At 66.5% G+C, this 17,457-nt stretch carries 13 protein-coding genes; 4 read left to right on the forward strand and 9 right to left on the reverse strand.

The genetic code is table 11. The features are described 5' to 3' along the window. Nucleotides 1-111 precede the first annotated feature (111 nt). Together IEX24_RS19890 and IEX24_RS18190 are read right to left on the reverse strand one after the other, a co-directional pair. A complete protein-coding gene (locus tag IEX24_RS19890) occupies nt 112-4,194 on the reverse strand; it encodes an ABC transporter ATP-binding protein (RefSeq protein ID WP_203586062.1) in 4,083 nt (1,360 codons plus the stop codon). 109 nt (nt 4,195-4,303) lie between these two features. After that, on the reverse strand, nt 4,304-4,897 hold the full coding sequence (locus IEX24_RS18190) for a helix-turn-helix domain-containing protein (protein ID WP_188680902.1): 594 nt from the start codon (nt 4,895-4,897) through the stop codon (nt 4,304-4,306). A 98-nt stretch (nt 4,898-4,995) separates the two neighbouring features. Here IEX24_RS18190 and IEX24_RS18195 point away from each other — a divergent pair, with 98 nt between their 5' ends. The 3 genes from IEX24_RS18195 to IEX24_RS18205 all read left to right on the forward strand — a co-directional run bounded on the left by IEX24_RS18195 (nt 4,996) and on the right by IEX24_RS18205 (nt 9,437). Next, nucleotides 4,996-6,357: an NtaA/DmoA family FMN-dependent monooxygenase gene (locus IEX24_RS18195; RefSeq protein ID WP_188680908.1), complete on the forward strand. Its 1,362-nt coding sequence runs from the start codon at nt 4,996-4,998 to the stop codon at nt 6,355-6,357. Nucleotides 6,358-6,571: 214 nt separating this feature from the next. After that, nucleotides 6,572-7,846 carry an SGNH/GDSL hydrolase family protein gene (locus tag IEX24_RS18200; RefSeq protein ID WP_188680910.1) on the forward strand — a complete coding sequence of 425 codons (1,275 nt, stop codon included), beginning with the start codon at nt 6,572-6,574 and terminating at the stop codon, nt 7,844-7,846. Nucleotides 7,847-7,853: 7 nt separating this feature from the next. Beyond that, the gene (locus IEX24_RS18205; RefSeq protein WP_188680912.1) at nt 7,854-9,437 is read left to right on the forward strand and encodes a helix-turn-helix domain-containing protein; all 1,584 of its coding nucleotides are present in this window, start codon (nt 7,854-7,856) and stop codon (nt 9,435-9,437) included. Between the two features lie 93 nt (nt 9,438-9,530). On the opposite strand, the gene IEX24_RS18210 is transcribed toward IEX24_RS18205, so the two are convergent. The 7 genes from IEX24_RS18210 to IEX24_RS19735 form a co-directional block, all read right to left on the reverse strand. Beyond that, a complete protein-coding gene (locus IEX24_RS18210) occupies nt 9,531-9,995 on the reverse strand; it encodes a VanZ family protein (protein WP_188680914.1) in 465 nt (154 codons plus the stop codon). Between the two features lie 67 nt (nt 9,996-10,062). Continuing rightward, entirely contained in the window at nt 10,063-11,022 is a 960-nt protein-coding gene (locus IEX24_RS18215) for a DsbA family protein (protein WP_188680916.1), read from the reverse strand. Nucleotides 11,023-11,158: 136 nt separating this feature from the next. Beyond that, nucleotides 11,159-12,241, reverse strand: a complete 1,083-nt coding sequence (locus IEX24_RS18220; RefSeq protein ID WP_188680918.1) for a tetratricopeptide repeat protein — start codon at nt 12,239-12,241, stop codon at nt 11,159-11,161. Further along, on the reverse strand, nt 12,238-13,596 hold the full coding sequence (locus tag IEX24_RS18225; RefSeq protein ID WP_188680920.1) for an ATP-binding protein: 1,359 nt from the start codon (nt 13,594-13,596) through the stop codon (nt 12,238-12,240). The genes IEX24_RS18220 and IEX24_RS18225 overlap by 4 nt, the downstream gene beginning before the upstream one ends. Before the next feature lie 79 nt (nt 13,597-13,675). Then, nucleotides 13,676-14,638, reverse strand: a complete 963-nt coding sequence (locus tag IEX24_RS18230; protein ID WP_188680922.1) for a Dyp-type peroxidase — start codon at nt 14,636-14,638, stop codon at nt 13,676-13,678. 144 nt (nt 14,639-14,782) lie between these two features. After that, nucleotides 14,783-15,439: an HAD family hydrolase gene (locus IEX24_RS18235; RefSeq protein WP_229715519.1), complete on the reverse strand. Its 657-nt coding sequence runs from the start codon at nt 15,437-15,439 to the stop codon at nt 14,783-14,785. A gap of 86 nt (nt 15,440-15,525) precedes the next feature. Next, a complete protein-coding gene (locus tag IEX24_RS19735; RefSeq protein WP_229715521.1) occupies nt 15,526-15,882 on the reverse strand; it encodes a hypothetical protein in 357 nt (118 codons plus the stop codon). 108 nt (nt 15,883-15,990) lie between these two features. On the opposite strand from IEX24_RS19735, the gene IEX24_RS18240 reads away from it, so the two are divergent. Then, a complete protein-coding gene (locus tag IEX24_RS18240) occupies nt 15,991-17,445 on the forward strand; it encodes a phytoene desaturase family protein (protein ID WP_188680926.1) in 1,455 nt (484 codons plus the stop codon). Nucleotides 17,446-17,457 lie beyond the last annotated feature (12 nt).

Genomic DNA, 17,457 nt, shown 5'->3' on the forward strand with positions numbered 1-17,457 from the left:
CGGGGCGGTCTGAGGTGCTTTCGCGCAACGCAGGCGGGTACGAGGGGTGGGCGCGCGGGTGCCGCCTGCCAGCGCCCGCCCGCGCCCGGCGGGCGCGCGCGAGCGCCGCCGCTAGGCGGGGCGCTCCGCCACCTCGAAGGCGCGCCACATGGTCGCGTAGCGACCGCCCTCGGCGATGAGTTCGTCGTGCGAACCGACCTCGGCGATACGCCCGTCGTGCAGCACCGCGATGCGGTCGGCGGCGCGCGCGGTCTGCAGCCGATGCGCGATCACGATGGTGGTGCGCCCCGCGGAGACGCGCTGCATGGCCGCCGAGACGCGGGCCTCGGTGGCGAGGTCGAGGTTCGAGGTGGCTTCGTCGAGCAGCAGTATCGCGGGGTCGACGAGTTGAGCCCGCGCCAGCGCGATGAGCTGGCGTTGCCCTGCCGAGAGCGAGCGCCCGCGCTCCGATAGCTCGTGCGCGTAGGCGCCTGGCAGGTGCGAGATGAACTCCGCCGCGCCGACAGCAACTGCCGCGGCGACGACCTCATCGTCGGTCGCGGTCGGCCGCCCATAGGCGATGTTCTCGCGCACACTGCCGGTGAACAAGAACGCCTCTTGCGGAACATAGCCGAGCTGCTTTCTGAATGCCACCAGGTCGAGGCTCCGCACATCCCGACCGTCGATGAGCACCTGACCCTGGTCGACGTCGTAGAAGCGGGCGAGGAGCTTCATCACGGTCGACTTTCCGGCGCCCGTTTCACCGACCAGCGCGAGCGTTTCGTAGGCAGCGATGTCGAGATCGATGCCGCGAAGGGCTTCTGGCGGCTTCGTGAAAGCGGCATCTTCGCTCACGATGAGCCGGGCATCCGACGGGCCTACCGCCGCATCAGAGCGCGAACCGGGCCGAACGAGCGGCGCCGAGGGGTACGCGAACCGCACGTTCGAGAGGGTGAGAGCGCCCGTGATACGCCCTGGGTCGACGGGATGCTCGGCCTTAGGCGTGAGCGTCTGCAGCGCCATCAGGTCTGAAATGCGCCCCACCGACACCCGTGTCTGCTGCCACGAGTCGAACACCTGCGAAAGCTGCTGAATCGGCGAGAAGAACATGTCGATGTAGAGGATGAACGCGATCAGCGCCCCCGAACTGAGCTGCCCCGAGGCGATCAGCCCCGCGCCAACGCCCAGCACGATGACGTCGGCGACGCCCGACAAGAACTGCACGAAGGGAAAGTACGTGGCCACGAGCTTCTGCGCCGCGATGCGCGACGTGAGGTAGCTGCGGCCGAGCCCGTGAAACCGGTTCATGGTGGCGCCGGTGTGCACGAAGGCTTGCGACTCGCGCACACCCGAGAGGCTCTCTTGAAAATCGGCATTCACAATGGCGATGCGTTCGCGCGACACGTCGTAGAGCCTCGACGAGCGATGCCTGAACCACACCGTGGCAATCGCCAGCGGAATCACGACCGTCAACGTGCAGAGCCCGAGTTCGAAGTTCACCGTGAGCAGGGCCGCGCCGACTCCCACGAAGGTCACGACAGAGACCAGCGCTGAGAGCAGGCCGTTCTGAATGAGCGACTCGAACTGGTCGACGTCGGTGGTCATGCGGGTCATCACGCGCCCGGCCATCTCGCGCTCGTAGTAGTCGAGCGACAGGCGCTGCAGCTGCGCCCAGATGCGAATGCGAAGTGACAGCATTACCCGCTGCGCGATTCGCCCGGTGACGAAGGTTTCGGCGACCTCATCGAGCAGATCGGCGAGCGTCACCAGCAGGTAGAGAGCGGATGCCCCGAAGAGCACTGCGGCAGAGCCCGCCTGCACGCCGCTGTCGATGCCGGTTTTGACGAGCACAGGGCCTGCGAGGCCCGCGAGCGCATCGACGACCACCAGCACGAGCCCGAGCCTCAGCGGGCGCCGAAACTCTTTCAGCAGCCGCCACAAACTGAACTTCGGGTCGTGGCTGGTTTCGTGGGCGACGTCGACGGTGGGAACGTCGCGCACGGGTGGCAGTTTCGCCACTTGGGCCAGCAGCTCGGGGGTGGGGGCGAGAAAGGAGGCCATGCCGCGGCCCATGCCGCCTCCGCCGCGCCCGCCGCCCCGGCCGCCGAGGCCGGCACCGAGACTAGCGCGGCCGGTGGTGGCGCGGGGGGCGGCTGTTGCGGTCGTGGCTCGGGGCGTGGCGGTGGTGGTCGTGCGAACGAGGGTCGCCGCGTCGGTAGGGCTGCCACTGAGAGTGGGCGCGCCGATGAGGCCAGGCGCGCTGGTGCCGAAGATGGCCCGTTCGGCGGCCGCTTCGTCGGTGCCATCGGCGGTGAGGTCAGCCAGAACCTCAATGCGGCCATCCGCTGCCGCCGCGCGCGTCTCGTCGTCGAGACCCGAGAGCAGTGCCCGGTAGGCCGAGTTGCGTTCGCGCAATTCGTCGTGGGTGCCGTGATCGGTGATGCGGCCGTGCTCCATGAGCAGAATGCGGTCGGCGAGGCGCAGCGTCGACTCGCGGTGGGCGATCAGCAGAACGGTTCGAGTCGAAAGTGTTTCACGAAGGCCCTCGTGAATGAGTTCTTCGGTTTTCGCATCGATGGCGCTGGTGGCGTCGTCGAGAATCAGAATGCGCGGGTCGTACAAGACGGCGCGCGCCAAGGCGATGCGCTGGCGTTGGCCGCCCGACAGGCTGAGGCCGCGTTCGCCGACGACGGTGTCGTACCCGCGTGGGAGACGCTCGATGAACTCGTGCGCCTGAGCGAGACGCGCGGCGGCCTCGATGTCGTCGGAGCTGGCGTCTGGCCTGCCGTAGGCGATGTTCGCGCGAACCGAATCGGAGAACAGAAAGCTCTCTTCGAAGACCACCCCGATGGCGCCGCGCAGGGAGGCGAGTTTCACTCCGCGAACGTCTGTGCCGTCGACCAGCACTGCCCCGCGATCGGCGTCGTAGAACCGTGAGACGAGTGCGGCGACGGTCGACTTTCCGCTGCCGCTTGCGCCGACGATCGCCACGCGTTCTCCGGCCGCGATGTGCAGGTCGAGGCCGTCGAGCACGAGGCGGTCGGGGGAGTAGCCGAAGCTCACGCCGTCGAAGTCGATCGCGGCACCCCCCGAATTCGCGGCACCCCCCGAGTTCACAGTCCCAGCGACCCCGTCGGCGGCAGCGGCCCGAAACGAGCTGGCAGAGTCGAATCGCGTCGATGCCCCAGCCGAGGTTTTCGTGGCAGGCAGGTCGACGGCGCCTTGCGCATCCACGATGGCCGGCGGCCGGTCGAGCAGCTGAAAGATGCGCTCGATGCCCACCTTCGCCTGCTGGCCGATGGTGAGCACGCCTGCGAGCATGCGGGCCGGCGCCATCAGCTGCGCCACATACGCCGAGAATGCGAGAAAGGTGCCGAGGGTCAGTTGGTTGTTGAGGGCCAGCCAGCCGCCGAACGCCAGCACCGCGACCTGGGCGAGCACCGGCACCGCTTCGAGCAGAGGCTGGTACCGAGACTGGATGCGCACCGCCCGCATCTGCGATCCGTACAGCGCGGTCGACACCCCGATCATCCGCTCGACCTCGTGGGTCTCACGCCCGAACGCCTTCACGACGCGTACGCCGTTCACGTCTTCATCGACGATCTCGGCTACTTCGCCTTCGTGCTGCTGGGCATCCCAGGTGGCCGGAAAGACTTTGCTACGCAGCTGATACGAAATCAGCACGAGCAGGGGAGTGACGACAAGAGCAACGAGGGCGAGCGGCCACGAGAGGTAGAACATCACCACGAGCGAGAGCACCATCAGAATGACGTTGCCGCTCATCAAGGGGAGCATGTTCAGAAGGCCCTGAACCAGAGTCGAGTCAGAGTTGGCGCGCGACACGAGCTGGCCGGTCGACATGCGGTCGAGGCTCGCGAAATCCATCTTCTGCAGGTGGTCGTGCATGTCGTTGCGCAGGTCGTTCTGCACCTCGAGCGCGACTTCGCCGCCGCGGTATCGGCGCACGAACGCGAAGCCGAACACGGCGGCCGAGAGCGCGAGCAGCAGCCCGAGCCAGGGCAGCAGTGGGGCGTCGGGCACGAGAATGACGTTGTCGACGATCTGCCGGGCGACCAGCGGCACGAGCACTTGGCAAGCGCTGCCGAGCAGGGCGGCACCAAGTGAAAGGTAGAGGCTGCGGCGGTGCCGCGTCATGTACTGCCACAGTCGCTTCAGCCAGCCCGGTTGTGGGGCTGGGGCGGGCGCGGCTGACATCACTTCAGTGTACGTCTGTCGTTAGCGGGGCGAACCATTCGGTGCGAGGTGCAAGGTGCAAGGGTGTGGCCGTGCGACCGCCCGCGATGACTCATGCTCGTCGCGCGGGCTACGGCCGGGCATCCGTCGTCGGCGCCGTCACGATGAGCAAGCGATAACCGGTGGGCTCGGGAGCACGCCAGCCGTGCGCAGCGCCGGCGCGAAAGGCGATGGAGTCACCGCGGCCGAGCGAACGAACATGCGGGTCGTCGGGGCCGCCAGACACCTCGAGCGTGCCGGCCAGCACATAGACGAACTCATCGCGCGTGTGCACCGCGAATTCGGTGAACTCCGGCTCAGAACCGAACATTTCGACTCCCACCAGTCCGCCTGGCAGTTGCGCGAGCTGCCACAGCGCGCGATCGCCCTGCGCGGGGCGGTCGCGATGATCGGTGGGCACCAGGTCGACCTCGGCGGTGGTGATTCGATTCACCGGACGCTGAGCCAACAACTCGTCAGAGCGCACCCCGAGTTCTCTGGCCACTCGGGCCAGCGAAGCGAGGCTGAGCCGCGCATGCCCTCGCTCTACCAGGCTCAGAAACGGTTGCGACATCGCCGTGGCGCTCGCGAGCTGCACCAGCGTGAGCCCGTGGGCTTTACGCAGGCTCCGGATGCGCCCGCCCACCAGCACCGCTTCTTCGTCGAGCGGCTTCGTTGACGACACCCGGGCCTCCTGATTGTGTGGTCTCTCAAGCTCTGATATTTACACACCCGAAACGCGCTGACACATCACCGAAAAATATTTATGACATAAATATAACCATGAAGCCTTTCATCCTCGGCATTTTTCAGTACATCGGCCCGAACGGCACCATCGGTTCGGCCTGGCAGCACCCCGACGACACCTCGGCCGACTTTCTCAAGATCAGCCACTGGACGACGCTGGCGCAGAAGTTCGAGGCCGCCAAGCTCGATTTTCTGTTTCTCGCCGACAGCTACGGTTTCCCGGCTCTGAACGGCGAACTCATCGATGCGGCTCTGGCCGAGGGCCGCGGAATTCCGCACGGCGACCCCATGCCCATCGTCTCTGCGATGGCGGCGGTGACCTCTAATCTCGGCTTCATTCTCACCACGTCGACCACCGTCGAGCCGCCCGCAGCCAACGCGCGACGGTTCGCGACGCTCGATCACTTCACCGACGGCCGCATCGGCTGGAACATCGTCACCGGCTCATCGGGAGCGACCGCCGCCGCACTGATGGGCAAAGACCTCATTTCGCACGACCTGCGCTACGACATGGCCGACGAATACGTCGATGTGAACCTCGCCCTGTGGGAGGGCAGCTGGAGCGACGATGCGTTGGTGCTCGACAAACAGGCTGGCCTCTACGCAGAACCCGACAAAGTTCGCATGGTGCACTACGAGGGCGAGCACTTTCGCACCGACGGCGTTCTCAGCGTGCCGCCGTCGCCGCAGCGAACGCCGCTTCTCGTTCAGGCCGGCGCATCCGGTCGGGGCCGACGCTTCGCCGGGCGCCACGCAGAGGCCGTCTTTCTTGCCGGTGGTGACCCGGCCGTGGTTGCGGCGAACGTGGCGAGCATCAGGCAGAGCGCCGTGGCGGAAGGCCGGTCGCCCGACTCGATCAAGCTTCTGGTGGGGGCACTTTTCATCACCGCCGAGACCCACGACGAGGCAAGAGAGAAGTATGACGAGATGCTCTCGATGTCGACGAACGAGGGCGCTGCGGCCATCTACGCCGGAAACACGGGCATCGACCTTCTCGCGCTCGACCCTGACCGCCCTCTTGACCAGACGAGCACGGAGATGGGCCAGAGCAACCTCGAGCGCTACCTCTCGAAAGACGGCACCCCGGCGCCGCTCGTGCGCGACATTCTCGAGAACTTCAGAACCACCGGTATCAACGGCAGCGTGTTCGTCGGGTCGCCAGAGGAGGTGGCCGATCAGGCCGAAGCCTTCATTGCCACCACCGGAGCTGATGGCTTTCTCATCCAGCCGCATATGACTCCCGGTACCTACGACGACTTCATCGACCTGATTCTGCCGATACTGCGCGAACGCGGGCTGGCGCCCACCGAGTATTCGGGTAATACCCTGCGGCAGCGCTTGTTCGGGGCGGGCGCGCATCTGCCCGACGAGCATCACGGGGCTGGTTTTCGCGCGTAATACGTCGCCGCAGACGGGCCTGTACCCCCCTAACGGGGTCAGTCGAAGTGGATGATCGCTCCCTCGTTTTCTGCCAAAACTGCGTGTTCGCTGATAGTGTTTCGGCAACCCCCAGCACACCCGGCATCGGGAACGCACTTACCCCCAGCACGCGAAAGCGGTTCGCAGCAGGCAGCCTGCCGCCTTTCGAAGGCCAATGCAGACGAGGAACATCATGACGGCACCCATGTCGAGGCGCACCCGAGTCACCCGTCAGGTTGGCCGTTTCGGCGCCGTCGCCCTCGCCGTGGGGCTCGTGACGTTCGTCGCGGTTCCGGCAGCGAACGCGAGCACGCTCGCTGCGCCGGCCGTCACCGCGGCAACCCTTACTGCGCCGGCCGTCAGTGCCGACCCGTTGCCCACCGTCGGCCTCAACTACGTAGCGCTCGGCGACTCGTACTCGTCAGGGCTCGGCGTCGACCCGCAGACCGACCAGCCCGTCGCGGGCTGCGGCCAGTCGTCGAACAACTACCCGCACCAGGTTGCGGCGGCGCTCGGGCTGAACCTGACGGACGTGACCTGTGCAGGTGCAACTGCGAATAATGTGTCGACCACCCCGCAGAATATTCTCGGCCCCGACGGTACGACCGTCATCGCTACTGCACCTGTGCAAATCGACGCGTTGAGCGCAAAAACCGACATCGTGACCATCACCGTCGGCGGTAACAACCTCAAGTTCACTGATGTGGCCCTCGCTTGCGCAGCGAAGTCGGCTACCGGGCCACTGTGGTCGAACCCTGCGGCGAACGAGTGCACATCGACGCTCGCCCCGAAGATTCAGGCGGGTTCGATGGCGATGGCGACGGCAATCGCTCAAACCTACGCTGCAGTGCGGGCCGCAGCGCCGAACGCGAAGATCTTCGTTCTCGGCTACCCGACCATCGCACCGCCCACGAGCACTCCGAGCTGCTTTACTCCGGTCAGCCAGCCGAACAGCTTTCCGTTCACCGACGTCGACGTACCCTTCTTGCACGGAGTTGAGAGTGGGCTCGACCAGACCGTGAAGACGTTGGTCGGTCAAGCTGGCCCTGGCTTTACCTACGTGCCGACATTCGCCGACTCCCTTGGCCACAGTGCATGCGCTGCCCCAGATGTGGCCTACGTAAATGGCGTCTACATCACGTTCGACCCCAGCACAAAGGCTCCTATCATCGACGAGAAGTCGCTGCACCCGAACGCCGCCGGGGTCGACTTCATGGCCAGCGAACTCGAGCCGCAGATCGTCGCGGCGTTCCCTGCCACCGTTGTGACCCCGACTCCGACGCCCACACCGAGCTCCACCGTAACGACGACAACGGAAACCACGGCGACCGCAGCCGCATCGGCGTCGCTCGCGGCCACCGGAATCTCTGAGCCGTTCATCGCGGGCGCCGGCGTTCTCGGTCTGCTGTTTCTGGGTGCCGGGCTCAGTGCGGTGATCATGCAGCGAAAGCAGCGCAGTAGGCCATAATGATGCTGTGACCACGCCAGAGCCCGACGTTGCCGAACGGCTGGCACGGGCGCAGGCGTCGGGGCAGTGGGGCGAAGTCATCGACCTCATCGAACACAACTGGTCGGCGCTCATGGCAGCCGACCTCGACGGGCTGCGGTCGGCGTTGGGGGCGCTTCCGCCTGAGGTCGTTGCCGAGCATCCGCGACTCGCAGCGGCGAGGTCGTACGTCGACTACATTCCCACGGGCGACGCTGTGCGCCCTGTGCAGTTTCGTGAGGTGGCGCAGGCCGGGCATCCGGAGGCCCTGCTCGACGTGCTCGCCAGACTCACCAGCAGAAGCGGCGCGAGACGTTCGGCGGGGCAATTCGCTAAGGCGTCAGAGAGCGTCGACGAGGCCCGCGAAGCCTTGGCCGACTCCACCGAAGACGGGTTGCTGCAGCTTCGGCCCGCGTTGCCCGACCTGCACTTTCACTGGGGCAAGGCTCGCGAGTTCGCAGGCAACGGGCCAGCTGCGTTTCAGGAGTACCGCGATGCCTTCGACCTCGCCGTGGTCACAGGCAACGTGCTCGTTGCGGCGAATGCGGCCGGCAGCCTGGCCTGGCTCTCGGCGTTCTCGGGGTACCGCGACGAAGCCGAACGCTGGCTCGAACGGATGCCCGGGGCCGGTGCACCGCTGACCTCAGACTCGTGGCGGGGCACCCGGCACGCCACCACGGCCCAGTTCGCCCGCGTCTTGTTGCTGATCGACGATCTCGACTACGACGCCGCAGCGAGCGCGCTGCACACTGATGTCGATATGTCGCTCTCACCCGAATACTGGGCTGCGGCGCTGTACCTCGAAGGCCGGCTGATCTCAGACGAGTGGATCGCCCGGCAGCACCTCAGCGTGATTTCGACCGCGGTCGAAGGTCACGCGCCCGAGCTCAGCACCTCTGGGCTCAATCTGCAGTTGCTCGCGTTGGCCAGGGCTGACGCGAACCTCGCCGTGCATCACGTGGAGCGGGCGCGCCAAGTGCTGCGAGATGGCGCAGAGGCAGTGGGCCGGCCGTCGCAATCGACGCTGGTCGCTCGTGCCCGCGTTGAACTCGTGGGTGCTGACTACGCGGCGGCTTCGAGGTTCGCCGAATCTGTGATCGCGTTCGACGATGCGCGCCTGCCGTCGCTTGCCGCGGCGCTGCTGATCGAGGCTGTTGTGTCTGCGCGGGTCGGGCGCACCGAGCAGGCGGTCGAACAATTCGGCCGGGTGCTGACGCAGGTTCTCGATACGAGTTCGGCGTCGCTGCTGACGACCGTGTCGCGGGATGATCTGCTGCTGTTGGCCGAGATCGCCGGCCTCGAGCCGGGAAGCGCGGCAGACGAAACCGTTCGCCGGGTGCTCGAACACGGCATCTTCTTGCCGCCGACGGTGCCCATCGGCCCGCTCTCGCCGCGCGAACGGTCGGTGCTCGCGCAATTGCCGAGCGGAGCATCCATCGCCGACATTGCGGTAACTCTTCGGGTGAGCCACAACACCGTCAAGACGCAGTTGCGGAGCGTGTACCGCAAACTCGGCGTGGCCTCGCGTGAAGACGCCGAGGCGGCCGCGGCGCGCTACGGGCTGCTGGGCTGAGCTGATCGGCCCTGGGCTGGGCGTAGCGCACCGGGGCGAAACCGGCTCGCGCCGCGGTTGATCTGCGGTTGATCTGCGGGCTGCTTGGCTGAGTCAGCCGGCGATCGGCCGGGCTCTGGTCGACGAGGACTTGGCTCTGCGCAGGCGACGCGCCTTTGCGGCCGTGAGCACCAGACCCACCAACACACCGATGGTGGCACCGGTCGTGTTCGACACGACGTCTCTTACGTCTGACACGCGGCCCGGGATGTACAGCTGCGCCGTCTCGATGCTCACCGTCATGACGAACCCCACGACGATGGCGAGCCACCACTGCCGACGGCCGAACAGCAGCAGCAGAAAAAGGCCGATGGGAAAGAACATGGCGATGTTAGCGCAGAACTCGACGCGGTCGTAGGTGATCCAGTCGGTGGAGGCGTGCCGCCCGAAGAACCTCAGGGCTTGGTAGAGCAGCCCTTCAGCCTTGTCGTCAAGCGGCTGTGGCCCCAGCGTGATCCACGCGACCACGCCGAGGTACCCGAGCGTGAATACGCTGAGTACGGGGTGGCGTCGAAACATGCCTCAAGAATGCCAGGTGCGCCTTCGTGTTCGTTGAACGTGGGCTGTGTGGCGGATAGTGCGGGCTTTAGCCGCCGCTCGTGGGGTCGGGCGTGGGTGTGGGGGAGGCGGTGCTAGCCGGCGTGTTCTTCGTGTAGGTGTCGCTGACGAAGGTTTCGAAGGCCGTGGCGTCGGTCAGCGAGCCGGTGTAACTGCTGCCGTCGACGAGCACTAGCGGAACTTTAGTGAGCGCGGGCACGTCCGAGTTCGGCAGGCTCGCCTTGGCTCGCTTGGTGGCGTCACTGACCCAGTTGTCGAAGTCGTTCGATGTGATGCACTTCGAGACAGCCGCGTCGGTCACGCCTGCCTTGCTGACGAGCGCCACGAGGTCGTCATTGCTGAGACCGGCGCTTGCGATGGTGGCCTGGTCGGCGATGAGGGCGTTGTGCACCGCCAGAACCGCGTCGGGTTCTGTGTTCGCCACGCAGGCAATCGCGTTCGCGGCCCGGGTGGAGGGATCGTTGCCGTCGGTGCTGTTCAGGGCGACGGGGTGGATCTCGAGCGTCGCGTAGCCCTGGTTCACCCAGCCTTGCACGTTCGACGCGTTGGTGGTTTCGAAGCTGGCGGCATCGGCGTTCGCGTAGTCGACGTAGAGCACCACGCTGAGCCCCCCGGTCGATGGGTCGAACACCGTTGGTGTGGGCGTCTGACCGACCTGCAATGCCGCTGAGGTTGCCGCGGTGATGGTGTTCTGGCTGCTGGAGCTCTGGTCGGCGCTTTGGCTCGGCGAGCCCGAGAACACGATTCCGTCGCTGGCCATGTTCGCGGGGCCGATGAGCCCGGCTCTGATGTTGTTGACGGTCACGAGAGTCGCGATGGCGACAACCGCCACGGCGACCACGATCATGCTGGTGCGACGGATGATCTTGTTGCGCTTTTTGCGCTTACGTTGGTCTTCGCGTTGCATGCGAGAGAACTCGCGTTGAAGGGCTTTGCGCTCCTTTTTCGGCAGGCCACGCAATTGCTCTTCGTACACGTCGGCCGGCACTGCAACTCCTTCGAAAGTTTCCCAACCCCCGACCGTAGAGGTCGAGTCTATGAATTAGCTGCGCAGCGCGAAGCTCGTCGCAGTGAAGTGGCTGCGCAGGGCGAAGCCGATTGTTGCTGGGGTTTCAGACCTGCGGTCAGAGCCTCACTCGGGCGCGGTTGCGGCGCAAGATGACCACGACCGAGCCCGCCACGAGAACCGCACCGGCGAGCAGGTAGAGCAGTTGGGCTCGGTGCACCGAGGTGAAACACGCCGCCACCATGAGCAGGTAGTCGGCGACGAGCAGTGCAGCCCAGGCGGTGAGCAGGTTGTCGAGCCGGGGCACGCTGCGAATGAACTGGCCGAATCGAGCCCCGGCCGCACGTCTCAGACGAAGCACGTAGACCAGCACCACGATGCCCGACACGAGGGCCACCCCGCCCAAGAACTCCGACCAGGCCAGGCCGTACACCGGCGATTCGTCGGGTTGCCCCGCGCTCGAAAAGGCCACCGTGACGATGGCGAACGCCACCCACAGTATGAAGTGCACGTGCCGCAAAGCGACCGCAGCGACGGCGCGCAGGTTGCGCACCGCGACTTCGGAGTCGGGATCGTTCGCCAGAATGTCGACGAACCCGGCCGCCGCGCTGCCGGCCTTGCCCTGCCGCAGCATCACGAGCGAGAGGTTGTTACGCGCGGCCGCGTGCTCGGGTTCGAGCCGCAGTACCGAACGAAAGGCCGCTTCGGCGGTCGGCCAGTCGTGCTGGGCGAGTGCGACGTTGCCCACAGTGAGGTGCGCGTCGGGCTCCAGAGGGGCGAGGCGGGTCGCCTCGCGTGCTGCGTTCTGCGACTCGGCCGTGATGCGCTTGGCGGCGATGTCGACCTGCGCCACCTGCGCGTGCGTCACCCAGAGTTGCGGGGCGATGCTCTGCGCCGTCGCGGCGGCGGCCCGTGCCTCGGCGTGATGCCCGAGCTTCGAATACGAGAGGGCGACCAGCCGCCAGGCCCACTCGTTTTCGGGGGTGAGGGCCGCTGCGTGCTGAGCCGCATCCAGGGCGCGAGACGCTTCGCCCGCTACGAGGTGGGCCTGGCTGGCCAGGCAGAGGCCCCGGTCGTCGTCGGGATGCGACGCGAGGTGGGGCGCGAGGGCACGCAGCGCGTCGGCCGGTTTGCCGAGAGAGAGGTAGGTGCGGGCGTGGGTGAGTGCGGCATCCTCAGGCTTCGCGGCGTGCTCCGTCACAGCCGCTTGGCCTTTTTGAGGTAGGCCTTGAGTTCTGCGTAGGTGCCGTCGTCGTCTCCGAACAGCACCACGTTGCGGGCACTGTCGAGCCAGCTCGAGGTCGACGGGGTGACCTCGCCCAGGGCATCCGTCACATCTTTCATGGTGATCATGCGCAGCTCGCCGGTCGTGGCGCTGTCGATGAGCGCACGTTCGGCGGCGACTTCGCAGACGTAGGCGATGTCCGCACCCGAGAGGCCGCCGGATGCCCGGGTGAGCGCCCCCAGCTCGATTCCCTCGACGGGGCGGTGCTGCAGATGGTACCGAAAGATCGACTCGCGGGCCTCTTCATCGGGCGGCAGTACGAGCACCGTGCGGTCGAAGCGGCCGGGGCGCCGCAGCGCCGGGTCGACGTCCCACGGCTGGTTGGTGGCGGCGAGCACAAACACGCCCTCGTTCTGGTCGGCAACGCCGTCGAGTTCGGTGAGCAGCTGGTTCACGGTGCCGCGCAGCGCGCTGTTGCGGGTTTGGCTGCGGCGCTGGCCGAGGGCGTCGATCTCGTCGAAGAAGATCACGCACGGAGCCTCACGGCGTGCTAATTGAAAGGCTTCGTGCACGTTCTGTTCGCTGTTGCCGAGCATGGGGTCGAGAATGTCGGCGAGCCCGACGCTCAGAAAGTGTGCGCCGAGCTCTCCGGCGATGGCGCGGGCGATGAACGTCTTGCCGCAGCCGGGAGGGCCGTACATGAGCAGGCCGCCCTTGAGGCTTTTCGCGTAGAGCTTTCGCAGTTCGGGGTTGCGCAGCGGAGCCAGAAAGGCGGCATTCAGCCGGTCTTTGATGCTTTTCATGCCGCCGACGTCGGCCAAAGTGACCACCGAGCGTTCGATGTCGAACGACGAACCGGGCGCCTTCGACGGCTCGGAGTCGACGAACATGGGCTGCGCGAGTTCGTGCACGTCGTTCTCGGCGGCGCTCCAGTCGAAGGTGGGTTCGGCACTCGGCTCTGTGCCGGGCTGTGTGCTTGACTCCGCGTTGGGTTCTGGGTCTGGCTCTGCGCTGGGTTCGGAGCGGGCCTGCGCGACGTCGAGATCGGGTGCGACGTTGGCGGCTGGGGGCACGGGTCGCTCTACTTCGAGCTGCTCGACGGTGGCCGTAGGGACCGTGGCGGCGGGGGCCGGGGTGGTGAAGGCGTCGTTCATGAGCTGCCGGGCATCCACATTGTCTGGTGAAAGCTGCAGGATGCTCGCGGCGAAAGTGATGGCTTCGCTCGCGTCACCGTTTTTCAGCAGCAGCTGACCGAGCAGAAGGCGCAGATGAATGTCATCGGGAGAAGTAGCGACCGCGCGGCGCAGCGAGCTGATCAGTTGCTCATCCATGAGTGGAGTTTAGTGCCGTAAAGCTGACGCTTCGCCGGGCATTCGCCAAGCGCCCGGGAGGTTCAGGCGGCAGTTTCGTTCAGGCATCTGGCGCAAGCGATTCGAGCAGGTCGTTCGACGGCACGAAGTAGGTCGAACCGGTCACGGCGGTGGAGAAGTCGAGAATGCGGTCGTAGTCGCCCACCGGGTCGCCGATGAACATGCGCCGCAGCATGTGGTCGATCACCCAGAGGTTGCGGGCGTAACCGATGAAGTACGTGCCGAATTCGCCCTGGCCGGGGCGGCCGAAGGGCATGTTGTCACGCAGAATGTCGTGCTCGACGCCGTTCTCATCGACGATGGTATTGAGCGCTTTGTGCGACTTGCGAGGCGCGTCGTCATCGTCGAGTTCGACGTTGTCAGCCTTGGTGCGACCGATGATGGCCTCTTGCTGCTCGGTGCTGAGCGTCGCCCACGCTGTGAGGTCGTGCAGGTACTTCTGCACCACCACGTAGCTGCCGCCGGAGAACTCCTGGTCTTCGTCGCCGATGAGCGAGGATTGCATCATGGATGCGCCGGTGGGGTTCTCGGTTCCGTCGACGAAGCCGAGCAGGTCGCGCGAGTCGAAGTAACGAAAGCCCTGAACCTCGTCGACCACGGTTACCGCTGTGCCGAGCTTGCCGAGCAGCAGGCGTTCGAGCTCGAAACACTGGTCGGCGCGTTCGGCTCGAATGTGGAAGAGCAGGTCGCCTGGTGTGGCCGGCGCGGTGTGCGCGAAGCCCGGAATCGCGTGAAACCGGTCGAGCTGCGCTGGCTTCGACTGCTGTTCGAAGCGTTGCCAGGCGGCCGCGCCGATGCCGACGTTGCAGGAGAGATGCCCGGCGAGGTCACGAAATCCGACGGTGCGCACGAGTCCGCCGAGGTCAGAGATGACGCCGCGCGCGGTCGTCGCGGCTTCGGCCCCGTCGGTTATGGTCACGACGAGAAAGATCGCGGCGGTCGAAAGCGGCGCGTTGGCGCTTTGCGGTTCGATCGGAGTGCGGGCCCAGGTCTGGTCGTCCATGGGTCAAAACGTTACCGTGCGGAGGAGATCGCGCGGTGCGCCTTGCTCGTAGCTCGGTGAGCGCGCTCGGCGATCTGCGCTGCCCATGTCGCGCTGGCTGTGCATCGCGCTGCCCGTGCGACACGCTGCCCGTGAGAGCGAGCGCTAGTTCTGCCAGAGGTCGGCGATCGGGCTGCTGTCGAGGGCATCGAGCAGCGCCGCCACATCGTCGTAGACGGCGATGGCGCCTGCGTCACGCAGCTCGTCGGCGCCGATGCCGCCGCTCTTCACCCCGATGCAGCGAACACCTGCGAGAGCGGATGCCGCGACATCCCACACCGTGTCACCCACCATCAGCGCCCGATCGGCGGCGACGCCAGCCTTTTCGAGGGCGACCGTTATGACGTCGGGTTCGGGTTTGGCGGTCTCGACGTCATCGGCCGAGGTCACGGCATGGAGCGCGTCTTCGCTGTCGAGGGCGGCGCGCAGCTTCTTCAGCTCGTCTTCTGGCGCCGAGGTGGCCAGAACCACGCGCACACCGCGGTCTGCCACGGCGAAGAGCAGCTCTCGGGCGTGCGCGAACGGCCGCAGTTCGGTCGCCAGCGAGGCGTAGCGCTCGCTGTGACCGTCGCTCGCTTTATCACCGAGGCGGTCGACCTCGTCGCCGAGCAGCGCGTCGAGCAGTTTGGCTGAATCCAGGCCGATGCCGGCGTGGATGCGCCAGTCGTCGACGGGGTGGCTTAGGTCGGCGAGCGCGAGGCTCCACGCGTGCACATGCAGGTAGTTCGAATCGACCAGGGTGCCGTCGATATCGAAGAGCACCGCCGCGGGCGCGGCTACGTGCTTGTCGAACGACGCTTCGCCCGCGGTCGGCGCCGCGTCAGGGGCGGCGGGCCCGGGCGGCGCGGCTACGATACGCGGCCTACCGCGACGGGAGCGACGGTCGACGAGAAGCTCTCGACGGCGTGCTCGAAGTCGGCGTAGTACAGTAAGTTTCGCGTGGCGGTGAGACGCATCACCTCGAAGAATCCGCCCGTTTTCTCGATGTAGCCGAGAACGCTTTCGGCGTTGGTTTCGGGAATGCGACGGTCGCAGATGCGCCATTCGTGGTCAGAGAGAATCGAGATGCGAATGTCAGACGCGTGAGGCGCGTCGCTGAGAGTTCTGCCGGGCAGAGTCGTGTTGGCAAGCGAGCCGGTGCCCGCGAGCGAGACCGAATTCGTGACGCTTGGCGCCAGAGCCCGAGGGCTCAATTCGATGGTCACATCAACCTCCTTTGGTTTGGTGCTTGATAGTAGACAATCACTTTGCTCACCCTCCAACAAGGGGTTGACAGTGACCTGTGAGTGAACTTTGGGAGGCATACTAAAGGCATGGATGCCGTCGATGTCGTCGTTGTGGGGGCCGGGCCGAACGGTCTCGCCGCCGCCGTGACCATGGCCCGCGCGGGGCTTCGGGTTCGCGTCTACGAGCGAGCCGATACGCCGGGCGGGGGAGCCCGAACGGCAGAGCTCACGCTGCCCGGGTACCTGCACGACGTGTGCTCTGCCGTGCATCCGATGGCCTTGGCATCGGAGTTCTTTCGGCGATTTCGGCTCTCGTCACGCATCGAGCTGTTGCGGCCCGAGCTTGCCTACGGGCATCCACTCGACGGCGGCAGGGCCGGCCTCGCCTACCAGAGCCTTGACGAGACCGCACGAGCGCTCGGCGTCGACGGCCCGGCGTGGAAGCGGCTGTTCGAGCCGCTCGTGAGCCATTGGCGTGAGCTCGCTCAGTTCACCGGTACGTCGTTGTTGCGGGTTCCGCGGCATCCGCAGCTGGCGGCGCAGTTCGGCGCCCGGGCGTTCGAGCAGGGCAGCCCGCTGTGGAGCCTTCGATTCGAGAGCGACATCGCCCCCGCCTTGCTGAGCGGCGTTCAGGCGCACTCGATTCTGCCGCTGCCGGGCCTCGCTCCGGCCGCTGCCGGGCTGTTGCTCGGCACCTACGCGCACGGGGTGGGCTGGCCGGTTCCGGTCGGGGGCAGTCAATCGATTATTCTGGCGTTAGTGGATGATCTGCTCGCCCACGGCGGCGAAGTCGTCACCTCGACAGAGGTCACCTCGCTCGACGAGCTGCCCCCTGCGCGTGCGGTGCTGCTCGACCTCACCCCGAAGGCACTGCTCGCTCTCGCCGGTGAGCGGATACCTCGGGGCTACGCACGCAGCCTCACCCGCTTTCGGTATGGCAACGCGGTGGCCAAACTCGACCTCGCGCTCAGTGACGCGGTGCCGTGGGCGCACGAAGAGCTGCGCCGGGCCGGCACCGTGCACGTGGGCGGAACGCACGCGCAGATCGCCCGAAGTGAGGCGATGGTGGCCTCGGGCAAGCACGCGCCGAAACCGTATGTGCTCGTGGCGCAGCCGAGCGTGGTCGACCCGTCGCGAGCACCCGAGGGCAAGCACGTGCTCTGGGCGTACACGCATGTGCCGGCGGGCAGTGACGTCGACCAGAGCGAGGTCATCATCAGTCAGATCGAGCGGTTCGCTCCGGGGTTTCGCGACACGATTCTGGCGACGTCGGGTCGAACGGCGGTCGAGGAGGAGCAGGGCAACCCGAACTACGTCGGCGGCGACATCTCGGCGGGGGCGGCGACCTTCGGTCAGCTTCTGCGCCGGCCGACCCTCTCGCCGTACCCGTGGCAGACGCCGGTGCGCGGGGTGTACCTGTGTTCGTCGTCGACCCCGCCCGGGCCCGGGGTGCACGGGCTCGGCGGGTGGCACGCGGCGCGGCGGGCGCTCGCGGTGGAGTTCGGCATCAGGCGCGCGCCCGATCTGCGGCCCGGCGCCTGAGCGCGGGCAGTG

Origin of the sequence: Subtercola lobariae, assembly GCF_014640255.1 — a bacterium.
Lineage (GTDB): Bacteria > Actinomycetota > Actinomycetes > Actinomycetales > Microbacteriaceae > Subtercola > Subtercola lobariae.

What these genes read in the sequence shown, in the direction of transcription:
- IEX24_RS19890 (WP_203586062.1), bottom strand. Translation starts at nt 4,194, where the DNA reads ATGTCAGCCGCGCCCGCCCCAGCCCCACAACCGGGCTGGCTGAAGCGA.
- IEX24_RS18195 (WP_188680908.1), top strand. Translation starts at nt 4,996, where the DNA reads ATGAAGCCTTTCATCCTCGGCATTTTTCAGTACATCGGCCCGAACGGC.
- IEX24_RS18200 (WP_188680910.1), top strand. Translation starts at nt 6,572, where the DNA reads ATGACGGCACCCATGTCGAGGCGCACCCGAGTCACCCGTCAGGTTGGC.
- IEX24_RS18210 (WP_188680914.1), bottom strand. Translation starts at nt 9,995, where the DNA reads ATGTTTCGACGCCACCCCGTACTCAGCGTATTCACGCTCGGGTACCTC.
- IEX24_RS18225 (WP_188680920.1), bottom strand. Translation starts at nt 13,596, where the DNA reads ATGGATGAGCAACTGATCAGCTCGCTGCGCCGCGCGGTCGCTACTTCT.
- IEX24_RS18230 (WP_188680922.1), bottom strand. Translation starts at nt 14,638, where the DNA reads ATGGACGACCAGACCTGGGCCCGCACTCCGATCGAACCGCAAAGCGCC.
- IEX24_RS18240 (WP_188680926.1), top strand. Translation starts at nt 15,991, where the DNA reads ATGGATGCCGTCGATGTCGTCGTTGTGGGGGCCGGGCCGAACGGTCTC.